At 63.3% G+C, this 15,521-nt stretch carries 14 protein-coding genes; 7 read left to right on the top strand and 7 right to left on the bottom strand.

The features are described from left to right. A partial coding sequence (locus tag HMPREF2690_RS12115; protein WP_070820109.1) for an ABC transporter permease occupies nt 1-739 on the bottom strand: 739 nt, incomplete at its 3' end. A 112-nt stretch (nt 740-851) separates the two neighbouring features. Between HMPREF2690_RS12115 and HMPREF2690_RS02650 the strand changes: the two genes are divergently transcribed. From HMPREF2690_RS02650 to HMPREF2690_RS02630, 5 genes are all read left to right on the top strand, one after another. Next, nucleotides 852-2,033, top strand: a complete 1,182-nt coding sequence (locus tag HMPREF2690_RS02650) for a sensor histidine kinase (protein ID WP_070820108.1) — start codon at nt 852-854, stop codon at nt 2,031-2,033. Further along, the gene (locus HMPREF2690_RS02645; protein ID WP_070422069.1) at nt 2,030-2,632 is read left to right on the top strand and encodes a response regulator; all 603 of its coding nucleotides are present in this window, start codon (nt 2,030-2,032) and stop codon (nt 2,630-2,632) included. Before HMPREF2690_RS02650 ends, HMPREF2690_RS02645 begins: the two co-directional genes overlap by 4 nt. A gap of 10 nt (nt 2,633-2,642) precedes the next feature. Further along, entirely contained in the window at nt 2,643-3,185 is a 543-nt protein-coding gene (locus tag HMPREF2690_RS02640) for a pirin-like C-terminal cupin domain-containing protein (RefSeq protein ID WP_070484586.1), read from the top strand. A 76-nt stretch (nt 3,186-3,261) separates the two neighbouring features. Beyond that, nucleotides 3,262-4,686 (top strand): C4-dicarboxylate transporter DcuC, encoded by a 1,425-nt coding sequence (dcuC, locus tag HMPREF2690_RS02635; RefSeq protein ID WP_070422071.1) that lies wholly within the window; start codon nt 3,262-3,264, stop codon nt 4,684-4,686. Between the two features lie 23 nt (nt 4,687-4,709). Next, nucleotides 4,710-6,032, top strand: coding sequence for an IS1096 element passenger TnpR family protein (locus HMPREF2690_RS02630; protein WP_070422072.1), 1,323 nt, complete (start codon nt 4,710-4,712; stop codon nt 6,030-6,032). Between the two features lie 36 nt (nt 6,033-6,068). On the opposite strand, the gene HMPREF2690_RS02625 is transcribed toward HMPREF2690_RS02630, so the two are convergent. Genes HMPREF2690_RS02625 through HMPREF2690_RS02615 form a run of 3 tightly spaced genes read right to left on the bottom strand, consistent with a single transcriptional unit; the run spans nt 6,069 to nt 7,233 of the window. After that, complete coding sequence (locus HMPREF2690_RS02625) at nt 6,069-6,386, bottom strand: DUF202 domain-containing protein (RefSeq protein WP_224213344.1); 318 nt, start codon at nt 6,384-6,386, stop codon at nt 6,069-6,071. Beyond that, a complete protein-coding gene (locus HMPREF2690_RS02620) occupies nt 6,383-6,745 on the bottom strand; it encodes a YidH family protein (RefSeq protein WP_070452871.1) in 363 nt (120 codons plus the stop codon). Before HMPREF2690_RS02620 ends, HMPREF2690_RS02625 begins: the two co-directional genes overlap by 4 nt. Further along, nucleotides 6,742-7,233 (bottom strand): VanZ family protein, encoded by a 492-nt coding sequence (locus HMPREF2690_RS02615; protein WP_070820130.1) that lies wholly within the window; start codon nt 7,231-7,233, stop codon nt 6,742-6,744. Before HMPREF2690_RS02615 ends, HMPREF2690_RS02620 begins: the two co-directional genes overlap by 4 nt. Nucleotides 7,234-7,268: 35 nt before the next feature. Between HMPREF2690_RS02615 and HMPREF2690_RS02610 the strand changes: the two genes are divergently transcribed. Continuing rightward, the gene (locus HMPREF2690_RS02610; RefSeq protein WP_070820107.1) at nt 7,269-8,204 is read left to right on the top strand and encodes an acrylyl-CoA reductase family protein; all 936 of its coding nucleotides are present in this window, start codon (nt 7,269-7,271) and stop codon (nt 8,202-8,204) included. Here the strand turns inward: HMPREF2690_RS02610 and HMPREF2690_RS02605 are convergent. The 3 genes from HMPREF2690_RS02605 to HMPREF2690_RS02595 all read right to left on the bottom strand — a co-directional run bounded on the left by HMPREF2690_RS02605 (nt 8,194) and on the right by HMPREF2690_RS02595 (nt 14,514). Beyond that, nucleotides 8,194-9,246, bottom strand: a complete 1,053-nt coding sequence (locus HMPREF2690_RS02605; protein WP_070820106.1) for a DUF2189 domain-containing protein — start codon at nt 9,244-9,246, stop codon at nt 8,194-8,196. The two genes, HMPREF2690_RS02610 and HMPREF2690_RS02605, sit on opposite strands and share 11 nt — an antisense overlap. Before the next feature lie 474 nt (nt 9,247-9,720). Beyond that, on the bottom strand, nt 9,721-12,564 hold the full coding sequence (leuS, locus tag HMPREF2690_RS02600) for a leucine--tRNA ligase (protein ID WP_070820105.1): 2,844 nt from the start codon (nt 12,562-12,564) through the stop codon (nt 9,721-9,723). A 213-nt stretch (nt 12,565-12,777) separates the two neighbouring features. Continuing rightward, the gene (locus HMPREF2690_RS02595; RefSeq protein WP_070820129.1) at nt 12,778-14,514 is read right to left on the bottom strand and encodes an ATP-binding protein; all 1,737 of its coding nucleotides are present in this window, start codon (nt 14,512-14,514) and stop codon (nt 12,778-12,780) included. Nucleotides 14,515-14,778: 264 nt separating this feature from the next. On the opposite strand from HMPREF2690_RS02595, the gene HMPREF2690_RS02590 reads away from it, so the two are divergent. Next, nucleotides 14,779-15,234: a hypothetical protein gene (locus HMPREF2690_RS02590; RefSeq protein WP_070422077.1), complete on the top strand. Its 456-nt coding sequence runs from the start codon at nt 14,779-14,781 to the stop codon at nt 15,232-15,234. The last annotated feature ends 287 nt before the right edge of the window (nt 15,235-15,521 follow it).

Below are 15,521 nucleotides of genomic sequence, written 5' to 3'. Positions count from 1 at the left end.
GGCCGAGTGCGTCCTTGAGCAGGTACTTGTTCGATGCGCCGATGGCCTTCAGGATGGCTAGGTCGCGGCCGCGCTGCATCGTCCACACCGTGAGGAACGCGACGATCACCAGCGCGGCGATCGCGTAGAGGAAGCCCTGGATGAGCTTCAGGGAGCCCTGCTCAGAGGAGTACGCGGGCAGGCCCTCGAAGGACTCCTTTAACGACACACCGCCTTCGACCTCGTGGTCGGCGAGCAGCACGGTGCCGTCAGCGTCGGTGTGCATGATCTCTTTCCAAAAGTCCGTGGGCACCCACAGGACAGGGGAGTGGGAGAACGCAAGGTCCTCGCCAATCGCGCCGACGGTGATGGCCTTGCCGGCGACGGTGATCTCCTCGCCCTGTGTGAGTTCAAGGCCCGGCGCGGCAACCGCGTCCTTGCCCAGCGTCTGGCCGCCCGGCAGCACGGTGCCTTCCGGCAGGGACAGGATCGCCACCGCAGCATCTTCGCCGTTTTGCTTGGTCAGCAGCATTTGGCTGGTGCCAAGCGGGGTCATGCCGTCGCGAGCCTCCACGCGCGAGGTGGTAAACGACAGGTCTTCCGGGTCCTGGAAGACAACGGATTCCGGCTCGAGCGCTTCAAGTGCTGAGGTGTTCTGCTTGCCCAAGCCTGCGGTCAGGCCGGTCAGCACAACCACCAGCAGGGTGATCAGGGTGACCGTGCCCACGATCAGCCCGAAGCGCCCCTTGGCCGACTTCATTTCTCTCAAACCTACGAACATGACTCCGATTATGGCTTTGACCTGCACTGTCCCACATCGGGCGGGCGGTTGAAATCCCAATCAACCGATCGGTTGATCTACGCTCAGTCCTATGTTGTCCACGACCCGGATTCTGGATTTGTTGCGCGTGAGCTTGCACGTGCTGGTCGCCGTATTGCTTGTGGTGGGTCTTATGGGGCAATTGCGTATCGACGACCCCCTGCCCGGCCTCGTTCTCTCCACCGTCTTCGCCGCTGTGTACATGGCGGGCACGGTGTGGCACTACGAGGGCCGGGCCTATCCGGGCTGGGCGCCGTACGCGTGGCTGGGGGTTGTGGCCGCGCTGTGGGTGGGGCTGGTGCAGGTTTCCGCGGACTTCGTGTGGCTGGAGTTTCCGCTGGTCATGCTGGCGTGTGTGATCCTGCCGCGCTGGTGGGAGCTGCTGGCTGCGGCCGGCTTGCTGTGTGTGTCCCTGTGGGCAGTGGCAGGGCCGGGTGTGGGACATGGTGTGGGGTCGGGTGCTGGTGGAAATATCGGTGCGGTGGTGGGGCCGTCGATAGGCACGGTGCTCGCGGTGTTCATCGTGCACGCGTACCGGGCGCTGCGCGCGGAGGCGGACCACTACAAGCAGATGGCGGAGGATCTGCGCTCGGCCCAGCGGGAGCGCGCCGCGGCGGAGCATGCGGCGGGCGTGGCGCAGGAGCGAGCACGCCTGGCGCGCGAGGTGCACGACACGATGGCGCAGGGGCTCAGTTCGATCGTGCTGCTCGGCCGCGCGCTGGATAAGCAGCTCGGCGACGACGCCGCGGCGCGCGAGACCCTGGACGTGATTCGCTCGACGGCGGCGGACAACCTGGCGGAGGCGCGCCGTTTCGTCAAAATCAACTCGGCGGACACGGTCTCGGTTGAAGACAAGCCCCAGCGTGTGGCGTTGCCGGTGCGGCTGGAGCGGCTTGCCCGGGCAGCGTCGGACCGTCAGCGCGCGCTCGGCGAGCCACTGGAGGTGCAGGTCAACGCGGTTGATTTGCCGGAGCCGGCGGCGTCGGTAGCTGAGCGCATGGTGCGCGAGGGCTTAAGCAACATCGTGCGCCACGCGGGCGCATCTAAGGCGGTGATCACGGTGGATAAGCTGGGCGCGACCGCAACCATCGACGTCTTTGACAACGGCCGCGGCATCTCCGGCAAGGAGGGCTACGGGCTCAAGGGCCTGCGCGCCCGCGTGGAGGAGATCGGTGGGGAGCTTTCGGTGGAGGGCAACGTCCTCGCCGCGACACTGCCTGTGGAGGAGCAATGACGCTGCGCGTAATGCTTATCGACGACCACCCGGTCGTCCGCGCCGGCCTTCGCGCCGTTCTCAACTCGTTCGGCGATATGGAAGTGGTGGCTGAGGCCGCCGACGGCGATGCTGAGGTGCCGGGAGACGTGGACGTGGTGGTCTCCGACATTCAGATGCCCGGCGCGTCCGGAATCGACCTGACCCGCCGTTTGGTCAAGGCGGGCGGGCCGCCGGTGCTCATCCTGACCACCTACGACACGCAGGCCGACGTGGTCGCGGCGGTGGAGTCCGGCGCGATGGGCTACCTGCTCAAAGACGCACCGGAGGATGAATTGCATGACGCGGTGGTGCAGGCGTCGAAACGCAAGCGCGTGCTCTCTCCGCAAGTGGCGAATGTGCTGGCAGACCGTCTGGTCAACCCCGACGAGGCTCTGTCCGCCCGCGAGATCGAACTGCTTCGCGCACTGCAGACGGGCGCGTCGAACCGGGAGATCGCCGAACAGCTCTTCATCTCCCAAGCCACGGTGAAAACCCACCTGATCCACATCTATTCAAAGTTGGGGGTTGACAACAGAACAGCTGCCGTAGAGCAAGCTCGGCAGCGTCGCATCATCTAGTGTGTCCCGTATGACTTTCATCGAGCTGCATACTGGGCCCTGGCGCGCCAGTACCTGCTTGCTGGGGCTCAGCGGCCCGCATGACGCGCCAGTTGGCTTGGCCAGCCTGACCTGGCGCCATAACGGCTCGCTACGTACCGGCGACGATTTGGACCGCCCTCAAGGGCAGATGTTCATCGAGGCAGATGCGTTGCCCGCCCGCCAGCAAATCGCCGAACCTGAGGCGTTTCCGCTGCGTACCGTGACCACTCGAACCGCCGGCGAGGCGTACGTGTTCATCGGTGAAATGTTCGGCCGCAAAGGAGAAATTGAGACGCTCACGCCGTGTGTCGCAGCGCAGATGACGCTTGCCACGGACGCTGAACTTGCGATGACGCTCAACCCTGACTTCGAGTACGCCATCATTGCCTGCGACGGCGATATCGAGGTCAACCGCTCCTCGGTGGTCTCTCACTCCCACATGCTCATTGGTCCGGGTGAGCGCACGCTCGGTTTGGAGAACCGTTCCGAGCATTTCACCCACGTGCTGGTGTTGGGTGGTCTTCCCGAGTAACACGAACCGGGGAGATCTTGCCCACATATAGGCCACTTACCGTGCAGACATGCGGTAACAGCGCAATAATCGGATAGTGCTATATATTCTGATTGCTGTCTTGGCCGTCGCTGCCGTCGGCTACTTCATTTACAAAAAAGTCCACGCCGCATCCGCCATCTTCGCGGTGGGTGTGCTGCTGCTCATGATCGCCGCCGCAACCGGCCGCATCGACTACGCCTCAACCGAGTTCGAATCTTCCGGCAACGCGTTCTACGACGAGTTGCTCATCATCGAGGCCCTGTTCAAGTCCCGTTTCGCCGGCACCGGCATGGCAATTATGGTGCTGTTCGGTTTCGTCGGCTACATGCGCCACATCGGCGCCGACGCAAAAACCGTAGTGGCACTGTCTAGCCCGCTGCGTCGCTTCAACGGCTCCTACTGGCTCGTACCCATCGGCTACTTGGTGGCGACGCTGCTGTCGTTCGTGGTGCCCTCTGCCAGTGCGTTGGCGCTGTTGCTCGTGGCCACGCTCATGCCGGCGTTGATCGCTGCGGGGCTGACTCCGCTGACGGTGGGTGCGATCGTCGCTACGGCCTCCACTATTGCCCCGTCCCCGCTGGAGGCGGGCCTGATTCAGGCCGCTGACCTGACCGGCATGACGGTCACCGAGTTCACCTTCGGCAACGTGGCTAAGGCCACCATCCCGGGCCTGATCGTCATCGCGTTTGTGCACATGTGGTGGCAGCACCGCTGCGACAAGAAGGACCTGGTCAAAGCCGGTGCCGCCGCAGGCGAGGCCGACCTGGAGGCCGCGAAGCACGAAGAGTCCGACCGCCGCATCCACGAAGCCATGGAGCGCGCCGAGGGCCTGCCGGGCTTCTACGCCATCTTGCCGCTGATGCCGCTGCTGCTGATCATCGTCTCCGCAATCCTGAACCGCCTGGACATCGTCGGTTTCGAGGCCGGCATTCTCCCCGTGACCGTCGTGTCGCTCATGCTGACCATGATCATCGAGGCCATCCGCCTGCGCGACGTGAACTACGCCGCGGATTCCCTCCAGGACTTCTTCAAAGGCCTCGGCGAGGGCGCCGCAGGCGTGGTGTCCCTCATCGTCGCCGCCGCCATCCTGGTGGAAGGCATCACCCAGATGGGCGTTATCGAGGGCCTGACCAGCCTCGCCCAGGCGTCCTCGGGTGCTGCGATCCTGATGGTGCTGGTGTTCGTCATCGCCACCTCTGTCATGGCAATGCTCACCGGCTCCGGCGTGGCCCCGTACTTCGCGTTCTCCGAAATGGTGCCGGGCATCGCGGCCGACTCCGCCGTGTCCGCCCCGCAGATGCTCACCTCCATTTGGGCCGCCTCCAACACCATGCGCCAGGCTTCCCCGGTCAACGCTGCGGTGCTCATCGTCGCTGGCGCACTGAACGTGAACCCGGTTGACGTGGTGCGCCGCACCCTCGTGCCGTTGGCAGCGGGCATGGTCACGTCGGTGGTGTGCGCGCTGTTGTTCGTCGTGTAGCAAAAGTCCGTATTGTGACCGGTATGACTGTCTCAGTGCTGATCACCGTCGAAGACTCTTCGCCGGAAATCTCACGTTGCTTCAACGTTGACCCCGACATGACGCTCGGCGCGCTCGCCGAGGTCATCGACGCATCCCTCGGGTTCTCCGGCGCGTCCTCGCACCTGTTCGTGGGCAAGCACGGCACGCAACGCGAGGTGTACGCCGAAAGCCCCGGTGCGGGTGAGCAGCACGAAGACACCATCACGGTCGCTGAGATGGAGCCGATGACCTACATTTACGACGCGGCGGCCGACTGGTCCATCCACGTCGAAGTACTCGGCCCCTCCCACATCGATGCGCCAACGCCGATGCTTGTCGACGCCGCCGGCCCCGACGTCATCGAAGCCTGCAACGGCCCCGCCATGATGACCGAGTTCCGCCGCCAGGCCCGCCTGCTCGCCGCCGGTATCGAACCCGACGTGGACACCGTCACCTTGCTGTTTAGCTTCCTGCCGGTCATGCCGCCGGAGCGCATGCTGGACCGGCTGACCTTCGCCGACCCGGTCACGGTCGCCTCCCGCATGGCCAACGTCGCCGAGGAGCAGTTTTTCGACGAGATGGCCGCCGCCGAATCCGAGGGTCTAGGCCTGGCGGAGCGCTTTGACAACTTCATCAACTCCCAGCCCGGCCTGCGCGAAATCCTGGACGTGGACCCCCACCCGGAGCGCAACCCGGCGATGATCTCGGCCGTGACCGACTTCTTCAACTCCGTCCTCGGCGAAGGCACCGATTTCCCCGAACTCGCCGAACTGGCCAGCCTGCCCGGCTTCGCCGGCCTGCCAGGGCTCGAAGGGCTCGAAGGGCTTCTCGACGACACCGATGACCTCGAAGCCCCCAACTCCCTGACCTTGGTGTTCGGCGACCTGATCAGCCTGTTCATCGCCAGCGTGCCCTACAACGTGGGCGAGCTAACCCCCGAGGTATCCCGCGAGATCCGCGACATCACAGCGCTGCCGTTCCCGGGTACCGTCGTCGATTTTCTTCTCGACGCCGGCCTGTTAAAGAAGCGCCACGAAATCCTCACCCCCACCAAAGCGGGCCTGACCTTCCTCAGCAGCGACGACGCCGTCGCCGCCAACGCCGACAACCTGCGCCGCTTCTTCGAATCCGTCATGGGCGCAGACCTGTGGCGCGCCACCGTCGACTGGTTCATCGGCGAGCCCCAGCCCAACCCCGACATCGACGACTACATCCCGTGGCTTTACGGCTTCTGCGTCGTCGAAGAGTACGAACCGGGCCGCTCCGGGCTTTCCGACGAAGGCCGCGCCATGATGCACCTCCACCGCGCCTACTACGAAGGCTAGGTCTAGACCCCGCCCGGTTGGCCCCGCCCGGTTAACTCAGGCGAGCACCAGGTAGAGCCCCACCACGGCAATGCCCAGCATCATCGCGGTGAGAATGGCGATGGGGGCGGTGTTCGGGGCGCTGCGCTCGTCGGCAAGAGCAAATGCGTCGCGCCTGTACAGCCGGCGGTTCAGCAGCCCGATCGCCACCGCGCCAAGCGACAACGCGCACACCGCAAACATGATCAGTTCCGGGTAAGCGTCCGCCCAGCGCAGCAGCGTCGCCGCGCACACCAGCATCGCCAGCCCGGTGCGCGTCCAGCTCATCGCGGTGCGCTCCGGCTGCAGGCCGGGGTCCGCAACGACGATGCTCACAGCAGGCTCACCCCGACCACCACTGCGGCGACGAACACACCGATGCCCAAAATCGGCACGATCGCCGGCGCCGGGATTGGTTTGCCGTGGCGCAAGGCGCGTTCGATCCGTACCCAACGCACCGCAGCACCTGCAGAAATAGCCATTGAGATCACGATGATGGTGGCGGCGGCGATGGAGCGCACGGTGTCGTCGATACGCGGAAGCTCAAACGCCTCCAACGCAATCCCGCCCGCCAAAAACGCGAGCGCAGTACGCGTCCACGCGAGGAACGTGCGCTCGTTAGCCAAGGTGAAACGCGGATCCGGCTCGTTGCCATCCGGAAACACCCGTCGGGTAAACCAACCACGCTCACTCATGCGCTCAACCCTAGCGCCGCATACACCGTCAGGAGAACCACCCCAACCGCAGCGATCACCCACAACACAGTATTGCTTTGCGACGACACCCTCGCCCACACCGCCCCCAACAACGCACCCGCCGCGTTGCAGATGACATCGTCCGTATCGCTATACCCCCACCCACCCAGATACTGCGCCGTCTCGATGCCCAGGCTGAACAGCGTGCCTGCCGCGAGCGCCCTCACGATCGAGCCCCGATACGCCACGAACCCCACCGGAATGAACAGCGCAATGTTGCCAAACAAGTTCAGCCACGGACCCCACCACACCCGCGCATACGTGAACGTCTGCAACGGATTCAGCCGGATCTGACTGATCTGGTGCGACTCCGCCGCCCACACTCCCGGGATCGACACGAACGCCTTACCCACCGTAAACGCAAGCACGACAACGACAGTCACCACTGCCGCGGCGACCGTTGCCGGTGTACTTCTGGTCGTATTCACCCGCCCCACGGTAGACGCACGTTAGGCTGGCGACCATGAATAGCACCTTGCTGGTTACTGACAATGGCCCCGAGATCGTAGAAACCCGCGATGAATACGCCGGCGAAGGCGACACGCTGATCAACGTCTCGCACTCGTCGCTGAACTACAAAGACGCAATGGCACTGTCCGGCAACCGCGGTGTCCTGCGCGAACTGCCGCGCGTCCCCGGCATCGACGCGGTGGGCACCCTCGAAGACGGCACGCTGGTCACGGTGAACGGCCGCGGGCTCGGGGAGCGCCGTCACGGTGGCTACACCCCGCGCGTGCGTATCGACGACACCCACATCACCCGCATCCCCTCCCGCTTCACCGCCGAGGACGCCGCCGCCATCGGCACCGCCGGCTACACCGCAGCGCTCTCCGTCGCGGCGTTCGAGCGCGCCTCCTACTCCGTGGACGGCCCCATCCTGGTCACCGGAGCGACCGGCGGCGTCGGCTCCATCGCCGTATCACTGCTCGCGGAGCGCGGCCACGAGGTCTGGGCGCTCACCGGGCGTATCGACGAACACAGCACCTGGCTGCGCGAACTCGGCGCCACCGAAATCTTCGACCGCGCCGACTTCACCGGCAAAGGCAAACCGCTGCAGAAGGCGCGCCTCGGCGGCGTGATCGACACCGTCGGCTCCGACATCCTGGCCAATGCGCTCACCCAACTGCGCTGGGGCGGCGTCGCCACCGCATGCGGCATGGCCGCTGGCAACGACCTGCCCGCATCCGTCCTGCCGTTCATCCTGCGCGGTGTCCAACTGGTCGGTGTGAACTCCGTCGACACCCCCAACGACCTTCGCGACGAAGCCTGGGCACTCCTCGACACCTCCCTCAACACAAACGCCATCCGCACCGAAACAATCGGATTGGATGGCGTCATCGAAGCCGGCCAGGCCCTGTTGGAGGGCCGGGGCGGTGGAAGGGTCGTCGTTAAGCTGTAGGCTCCTGCGGCACCGGACCAGCCGAAATCTGCCGGTAGGCGTACGCCAACGCGAGCATCGTCGCCGGCAGGGTCACAATCAAACCAAGACCAAACGGGATCGCACCAATGAGGTTGATCAAACCAGCCAACACCGCGAAGCCCAACAGACGGCCATAGTTACGCGCACCCGCCTTGAAACCGCCGGTGAACGCCTGGCCAAACGTGCCATTGTTGTCACCCGCGAACCACGGCTGCAGCATAAACAGCGGGCTGATCAGCAGCATCACCAACAAACCAATGCCGAATGCCGCCATCACCGGGCCCATCACCGCAAAGAACGTCTCCGGGTCATCCATGATCGCCTCCGGGTTCTCCGGGATCATCGTCGGATCGATCGCCGAAAACGCACCAATGCCCAGCGCCGTCAGCAGCACCGTCATGCCAAGCATGGCGATGACCGACAACAACACCGACATGCCCAGCGTCTTACCAAACGTCGGCGACTTCACATCCCCGAAGTTCAGGTTGCGCGCCAGCGTCGCCTGCAACGCCGCACCAATCATCCACGGGCCGAACACCGTCGTGCCGCCCACCTGAATCCAGGTGCCCACCGTCGGCACAAACCGCACCGCCACGCTCAGCAGCAGGTACACCACGCCAAGCGGCAACCACAGCTTCGGGTTGCCAAACACGGTCTTGAAGCCCCAGCCGATCGCCTCCAAAATGCTCAGCTTGCCAGTGCCCTTCACATGCGACCAGCCGTTATTCGCCGGGTCGTTAATCGGGTGCGGGCTCACACCATCACCCGGAATATTGTCCGTCAACTGCTGCCCATGGAACCGCAACGCCGTGCTGCCCGCCATCGACGCCGCCGAATTGACCTCAAACGCGCTGTAGTCGCTGTAGCCGTTTTGGTAGTTGCCGGCTTGGTCGGCGTAGTTGCCGGCGTCGGCGGGGTCGGCGTAACTGTCGTAGCTCGGGTAACCCCCGTCGTTCTCCGGGTGGCTTCCTTGCGGATGCTGCGGATACGGCTCGAAGCCGTCATTGTTCGGAGTGGACATTGATGTGTTCCTTCATCGGATAGGTATCAGTTTTGCCCAGCCGAGTTTAACAACCCTGCGCGGTGGGACGCCGGGCCGGAACGTTGGCGCTGCCCGGGCCGCCTCCTGACAAACTTTGCAAAATCTGTCAGGAACGTTTTCTGACCTGCACGTTTACCGGCGCCTGACAGATTCCGCCGTGATCTGTCAGCCGGACGGGGCGGTGGGGGGCGGTGGGGCCGGGCCCGCGGGTCGGGGTGAGGCGGCGGGGCGCCCGGGGTGAGGCAGGCCGGGCATTTTGGGCATCACCGGCAAAATAGTTCCCGGGCGGGGAACTTTCTTCGTCCGGCGGGAGAAGAAAATTCACTACGCCCAGGACAGGTCGGGCAGGGCATCAAAAAAGTTCCCCGGATTCGGCCGAACCGGGGAACTTTTTTGGGAAGGGTATGAGAAAGGGTAGGGCAGCAGAACCCGAGCAGAACCCGAGCAGAACCCCTACTTGACCACGAGGTTGACCATGCGGCCCGGGATCGCGATCACCTTGACTACGGTCTTGCCGTCCACCAAGGCGGCGACGCGGTCGTCGGCAAGGGCGGCGGCTTCGAGGTCGTCCTTAGAGGCGTCGGTGGCCACGTCGATGCGGGCCTTGACTTTGCCGTTGATTTGGACGGGGACCTCGACGGTGTCGTCGGTAAGCCATTGCTCGGCGAACTCCGGGAACGGCTCGAACGTGATGGTCTCGGGGTGGCCGAGCAGGGACCAGAGTTCCTCGGCGATGTGCGGGGCCAGCGGCGAGACCATCTGTACCAGCGGCTCGACGGCGTCGCGAGGGGCGCCGGACGGGTAGGTCTTGGTCAGGTAGTTGACGTACTCGATGAGTTTCGCGGCGACGGTGTTGTCGCGCAGGTGAGCATAGTCGTCGCGTACGCCAGCGATGGTGCGGTGGAGGGCTTTGAGGTCGTCTTCCGTCAACGAAGCGTCCACCACGGTGACCTCACCGGTGGCCTCATCCACGACCAGGCGCCACAGTCGCTGCAGGAAGCGCTGCGCGCCGACGACGTCCTTGGTCGCCCACGGGCGGGAGGTGTCGAGCGGGCCCATGGACATTTCGTAAACGCGCAGGGTGTCGGCGCCGTAGTCCTCGACAACCTCGTCGGGTGCGACGGAGTTCTTCAGAGACTTGCCCATCTTGCCGTATTCGCGGTTGACCTCGGCGCCGTTGTAGAAGAACTTGCCGTCCTTCTCTTCGACCTCGGCGGCGGGGACGTAGACGCCGCGGGAGTCGGTGTAGGCGTAGGCCTGGATGTAACCCTGGTTGAACAGGCGGCGGTAGGGCTCCTTGGAGGTGACAAAGCCGAGGTCGTAAAGCACCTTGTGCCAGAAGCGCGCGTACAGCAGGTGCAGCACGGCGTGTTCGACGCCGCCGACGTACAGGTCAACGCCGCCTGGGTCGTTGGCGCCGTGCTCGTCGGGGCGCGGGCCGGTCCAGTAGCGCTCGTTTTCAATGTCGACCAGTGCATCCGTGTTGGTCGGGTCGATGTAGCGCAGTTGGTACCAGGACGAGCCGGCCCACTGTGGCATGACGTTGGTGTCGCGCCAGTACTTCTGCTTGCCGTGGCCCAGGTCCAGTTCGACTTCGACCCAGTCGGTGGCCTTGGCCAACGGCGGGGCGGGTTCGGAGTCGGCGTCTTCGGGGTCGAAGGCGACGGGGTTGTAGTCCTCTACCTGCGGCAATTCGACGGGCAGCATGTCTTCCGGCAGGCCGTGCGCCTGGCCGTTTTCGTCGTACACGATGGGGAATGGCTCGCCCCAGTAGCGCTGGCGAGCAAACAGCCAGTCGCGTAGTTTGTACTGGATTTTCTCGGAGCCCTTTTGCTTATCGACGACCCACCCAAGGGCCGCTTCAATCGCCTCATCCTTACCCATACCGTTGAGGTCCAGGCCGGATTCGTTGGCGGAGTTGATGTGGGTGGCGTCGCCGGTGAAGGCGGCTTCGGAGACGTCGCCGTCGAGAACAGGCGTAATGGGCAGGCCGAAGACGGTGGCGAACTCGTAGTCGCGTTCGTCGTGGGCCGGGACCGCCATGATGGCGCCGGTGCCGTAGCCGGTGAGCACGTAGTCGGCGATGAAGATCGGGACCTGCTCGCCGTTGACCGGGTTGACCGCATAGGTGCCCAGGAACACGCCGGTCTTTTCCTTGTTTTCCTGGCGTTCCACATCAGACTTGGCTGCGATGGAGCGCAGGTAGGCGTCGACGGCTGCGCGCGGGGTGGCTTCGCCGTTGGTCCAGCGGGTGTCGACGTCGGTGGGGTAGGAGTCGGCCACGAGGTCGTCGACAAGCGAATGCTCGGGCGCGAGCACCACGTAGGACGCGCCGAACAGGGTGTCGGGGCGGGTGGTGAAGACGGTGATGTCGCCGGCGGGCGATTCGAACACGACCTCTGCGCCGCGGGAGCGGCCGATCCAGTTGCGCTGCATGCTCTTGACCTTTTCCGGCCATTCGAGCAGGTCAAGGTCATCGAGCAGGCGGTCGGAGTAGTCGGTGATGCGCATCATCCACTGGCGCAGGCGCTTACGGAAGACCGGGTAGTTGCCGCGCTCGGAACGGCCCTCGGCGGTGACTTCCTCATTCGCCAGCACGGTGCCCAGGCCCGGGCACCAGTTGACCATGGAGTCGGAGAGGTAGACGAGGCGGAACTCGTCGATAGCCTTGTGCTTCTCCTCGGTGGTCAGGTCGCGGAAGTTGCGGCCGTCCTTGGTCTGGCGAGCGCCGGACATGAGGTCGCGCACGAGGTCCTCGATCGGGCGGGCCTTCTGCTGCTCCTCGTCGAACCAGGCGTTGTAGATCTGCAGGAAGATCCACTGCGTCCAGCGATAAAACTCCGGGTCCGTGGTGGCAACGGAGCGGCGCGGGTCGTGGCCGAGGCCCAACATGGCCAGCTGGCGGCGCATGTTGGCAATGTTCGCCTCAGTGGTCGTGCGCGGGTGGGTGCCGGTCTGGATGGCGTACTGCTCCGCCGGCAGACCAAACGCGTCATAACCCAGCGTGTGCAGCACGTTCTTGCCCAGCATGCGGTTGTAGCGCGCGTACACATCCGTGGCGATGTAACTCAGCGGGTGGCCGACGTGCAGCCCCGCACCCGACGGGTAGGGGAACATGTCCTGAACGTTGAGTTTGTCCTTGGGCAGTTCGACCTGGTCTTGCGACGCTTGCGGAGCAAGATCACCAACCGGGTTCGGTGCGTAAAACGTGTGGTTGTCACGCCAGTACGCCTGCCACTTCTTCTCGATCTCATTGGCCAGCTCGGCCGTATAGCGGTGCGGGGTCGCCTCAGTCATGGTTATGCAGTGTAGTGAACAGGCATTGTTTATCTGCGACCTCCGCCCCGAACGCCATTTCCCCAGGGAATTGTTTTCGGGGTCGTTTTTGGGATGTGAAAGATATAGAAAAGATATAGCGGGCTTGCGGACAGGCTTCTACAGCCATTTCCCCAGGTCAGCGAATTGTTCCGATATCTTTCTATATCTTTCGGAATTGTTTCCTGCGCAGATTTACGCGCGAATCCAGCGGGTGCCGCGCCCACGAGGGGGACCTTCCGGATCGATCTTTGCCCTACCGAGGCTTCGAAGGTGTCGCAGGATTCTGCCCGCCTCTGCAACGCTGACGCCAGTTTGATCGGCGATGTCGGCGGACCGGAGGGTTTCGCCGTCGAGAAGCTTTGCTTCGATCCATTCCTGAATACTTACCGTTGCCAGTTCACCGGCCTGGCCCAAGTTGAGAAGTTTCCGAGCCTCGCCGCTGAGTGTCCATTCGTTTGCGTCGGCTACGGAATCGAGGAGGCCGCGTTCCACAAGGTCGTCCATGAGCTCCCTGACCTCAAGCGATGTGAGCTGGGTTTTCTGCACTGCGGTCGTTGCCGTGATGAGTGCTGCGGAGTTGAGGTGCCACAACACAATCAAGGACGCCACACTATCGACGACAACCTCCCCGTAACGCTTCGACAGCCTCCTCAGCCCCTTGATGAAGTCCACGTCCGGTTTTTGTGCAGCCAGAATCACTTGGACGTTCACATCGGTTGCGATAACCTCCGGCTCACTGCGTCCGGTTCGGAGCATGGTCGCCCACATACGGTCAAAACCACGAGAGCTTTCTTCCGCCAACCCCAGCGTGCGCATTGCCGCCATCAGCCGGTTGTTCCGCGGAACCGAGGACGTAGATAGGAGTTTGTCCCGGGTCACACCTGGCGGGAGTGGGCCAGGGGAGGTGACTTTAAGCGTTCGGTTGGACTGCTCGACAACCACCGGGCCGGGTAGGCGCCAGTCGCGGTGAATGAACGCGTTCGCAACAACTTCATCAACGGCCTGCTCGGGAAAACGGCTGATGGCAACCTCTTCGCCGTCGTCAAACTGGACCCGTTCAATCTCAGTGTCACCGTTTTCGGTGATCAGTCGGCGAAGGCGGGGCAGTGCCAGCAGGACCGGGTCTGAAATCAACGTCGCCCGGGGTTCCTCACCCGGCAACGTCCGCCAAAGGTGGCGCACAACCACGTCCGTTGGTTCTGGACTGGCCAGGAGAATTTCGCCGGCGCGTTTAAGTTTGCCGTCGTCACGCAAAAGCCCAAGTTCCCGCAACAGTCCCGTTGTGGTCTGAGGGACGGCAGCATCGAGGCCGCGTGTCCTGCGGTGTTGGCGGAGCATCCTGCGTGCCTCTTCAACTACCGCTAACGGCAAGTCGTCTATCGAGATATCGGCTGGTCCGTTTGAGTAGTCCGGGTTGCGACGTGCCGCGTCGATAGCGCGACGCTCCTCTTCCGTCATCTCCTTGCAGGAAAATTGGCCGTCTGCGGTGCGCTTCTTCGCGGCGCCGTCGCTACGCGTGTACAACGCCCGCGCTTCAGGGATGTGAATAACAACGAGCCTTGCGCCCCACGCATCCAACGCCGTGACCTGGACGTTCATGTTGGGGTTCGTCTTGACGAAGATCCGGTGAGTGATCTTTTCTTCATCCAGTTTGGTACCCGTAAACGCTTCCCTCCCGGGAACCTTGTCGGCGACACCCACCACGATGTACCCCATGGCTGCTTCCCCGTTCGCCATGCAGACGGCCTCATCCACCAACTTGTCGACGAACCGCTCCCTCTCCGCCTGTCCTCCCCCTCGAGCAGCGGGGTCCTCCTTGAACTCCAAGATGAGCGACTCCTGCGAGTCCGCCGTTGCCCCATCGTTGATCGCCTGAAGGGCATCACGCACGTTGGGGAGAAGGTCATCCCAGGCAGATTCCGTAACCATGGTGCGATTGTACATTTCCCCAGGGAATTGTTTTCTGGGTCGTTTTTAGGGTTTGAAAGATATAGAAAAGATATAGCGGGCTTGCGGGCGGGCATCTACCGAAGTTTCCCCAGGTCCGAGAATTGTTCCGATATCTTTCTATATCTTTCGGAATTGTTTCCTGCGCATTTATTCGCCCCAAAATGTCCCTACATTACAAATTAATAACGACAACTGGCTATATTGATAGCTGTTCATAACTCCCCTCTAAGACTTGGAGCTCCCGTGAAGAAGATCGCCGCAGCCACCCTGGCAGCAACCATGACCCTTTCCCTCGGCGCTGTTCAGGCCAACGCCGCAACCAACGAGATGCGCGGCACGGGCGACGACCGCGTCTGCGTTCTGACCCTCGATGGCCAGAAGAACAAGATCGAGGTCGCACCGGCCAAGGTTGACGAAAAGGTCAAGGACATCCTCCCGGACAACAAGAACGGCCTGGTGCGCACCAGCGCTGACCTCGGCCAGGCTTTCGGCTCCTCCGACCAGGAGCTCATCAACGGCGCCAACAACCTCGAGGCCATCGACGCCTGCAAGAAGGGCGTGGACTACAAGACCGCCGATATGACCGCGGGCAAGAAGGCTGCCATCATCGGCTCCACCGTGCTCGCTGTGATCTTGGCAATCGCTGGTCTGGCATCGCCGTTCGTCGGCCCGATGATCCAGCAGTTCCTCCCGCGCTAATCTTTGCGACGACACCACACGGCCGTTCCTCACCGAACGGCCGCTTTTTCGTTGCCCGGCGCCGATAGTTGGTGGGCCCCCAGTTGTCCGCAATGCGGAGTCCGCAACGCTCGCGGCACCTGCAATGCCTGCAGTGCCCCGAACAGGGGTGACGAAATTCCCTTTCGGCGACCGTAATTGTCACCCGCCATACATGGGAATATCTTCATAAGTGGAATCTGTTTTTCCCCTGTCCAAGAATTGGAGTTTCTCTGTGAAGAAGATCGCCGCAGCCACCCTGGCAGCAA

It is taken from the genome of Corynebacterium sp. HMSC034E11 (genome assembly GCF_001835905.1).
Classification (GTDB): domain Bacteria; phylum Actinomycetota; class Actinomycetes; order Mycobacteriales; family Mycobacteriaceae; genus Corynebacterium; species Corynebacterium coyleae.
This window is presented reverse-complemented; position numbering and strand designations above follow the sequence as displayed.

What these genes read in the sequence shown, in the direction of transcription:
- HMPREF2690_RS02650 (WP_070820108.1), top strand. Translation starts at nt 852, where the DNA reads ATGTTGTCCACGACCCGGATTCTGGATTTGTTGCGCGTGAGCTTGCAC.
- HMPREF2690_RS02645 (WP_070422069.1), top strand. Translation starts at nt 2,030, where the DNA reads ATGACGCTGCGCGTAATGCTTATCGACGACCACCCGGTCGTCCGCGCC.
- HMPREF2690_RS02640 (WP_070484586.1), top strand. Translation starts at nt 2,643, where the DNA reads ATGACTTTCATCGAGCTGCATACTGGGCCCTGGCGCGCCAGTACCTGC.
- HMPREF2690_RS02630 (WP_070422072.1), top strand. Translation starts at nt 4,710, where the DNA reads ATGACTGTCTCAGTGCTGATCACCGTCGAAGACTCTTCGCCGGAAATC.
- HMPREF2690_RS02620 (WP_070452871.1), bottom strand. Translation starts at nt 6,745, where the DNA reads ATGAGTGAGCGTGGTTGGTTTACCCGACGGGTGTTTCCGGATGGCAAC.
- HMPREF2690_RS02610 (WP_070820107.1), top strand. Translation starts at nt 7,269, where the DNA reads ATGAATAGCACCTTGCTGGTTACTGACAATGGCCCCGAGATCGTAGAA.
- HMPREF2690_RS02605 (WP_070820106.1), bottom strand. Translation starts at nt 9,246, where the DNA reads ATGTCCACTCCGAACAATGACGGCTTCGAGCCGTATCCGCAGCATCCG.
- leuS (WP_070820105.1), bottom strand. Translation starts at nt 12,564, where the DNA reads ATGACTGAGGCGACCCCGCACCGCTATACGGCCGAGCTGGCCAATGAG.
- HMPREF2690_RS02595 (WP_070820129.1), bottom strand. Translation starts at nt 14,514, where the DNA reads ATGGTTACGGAATCTGCCTGGGATGACCTTCTCCCCAACGTGCGTGAT.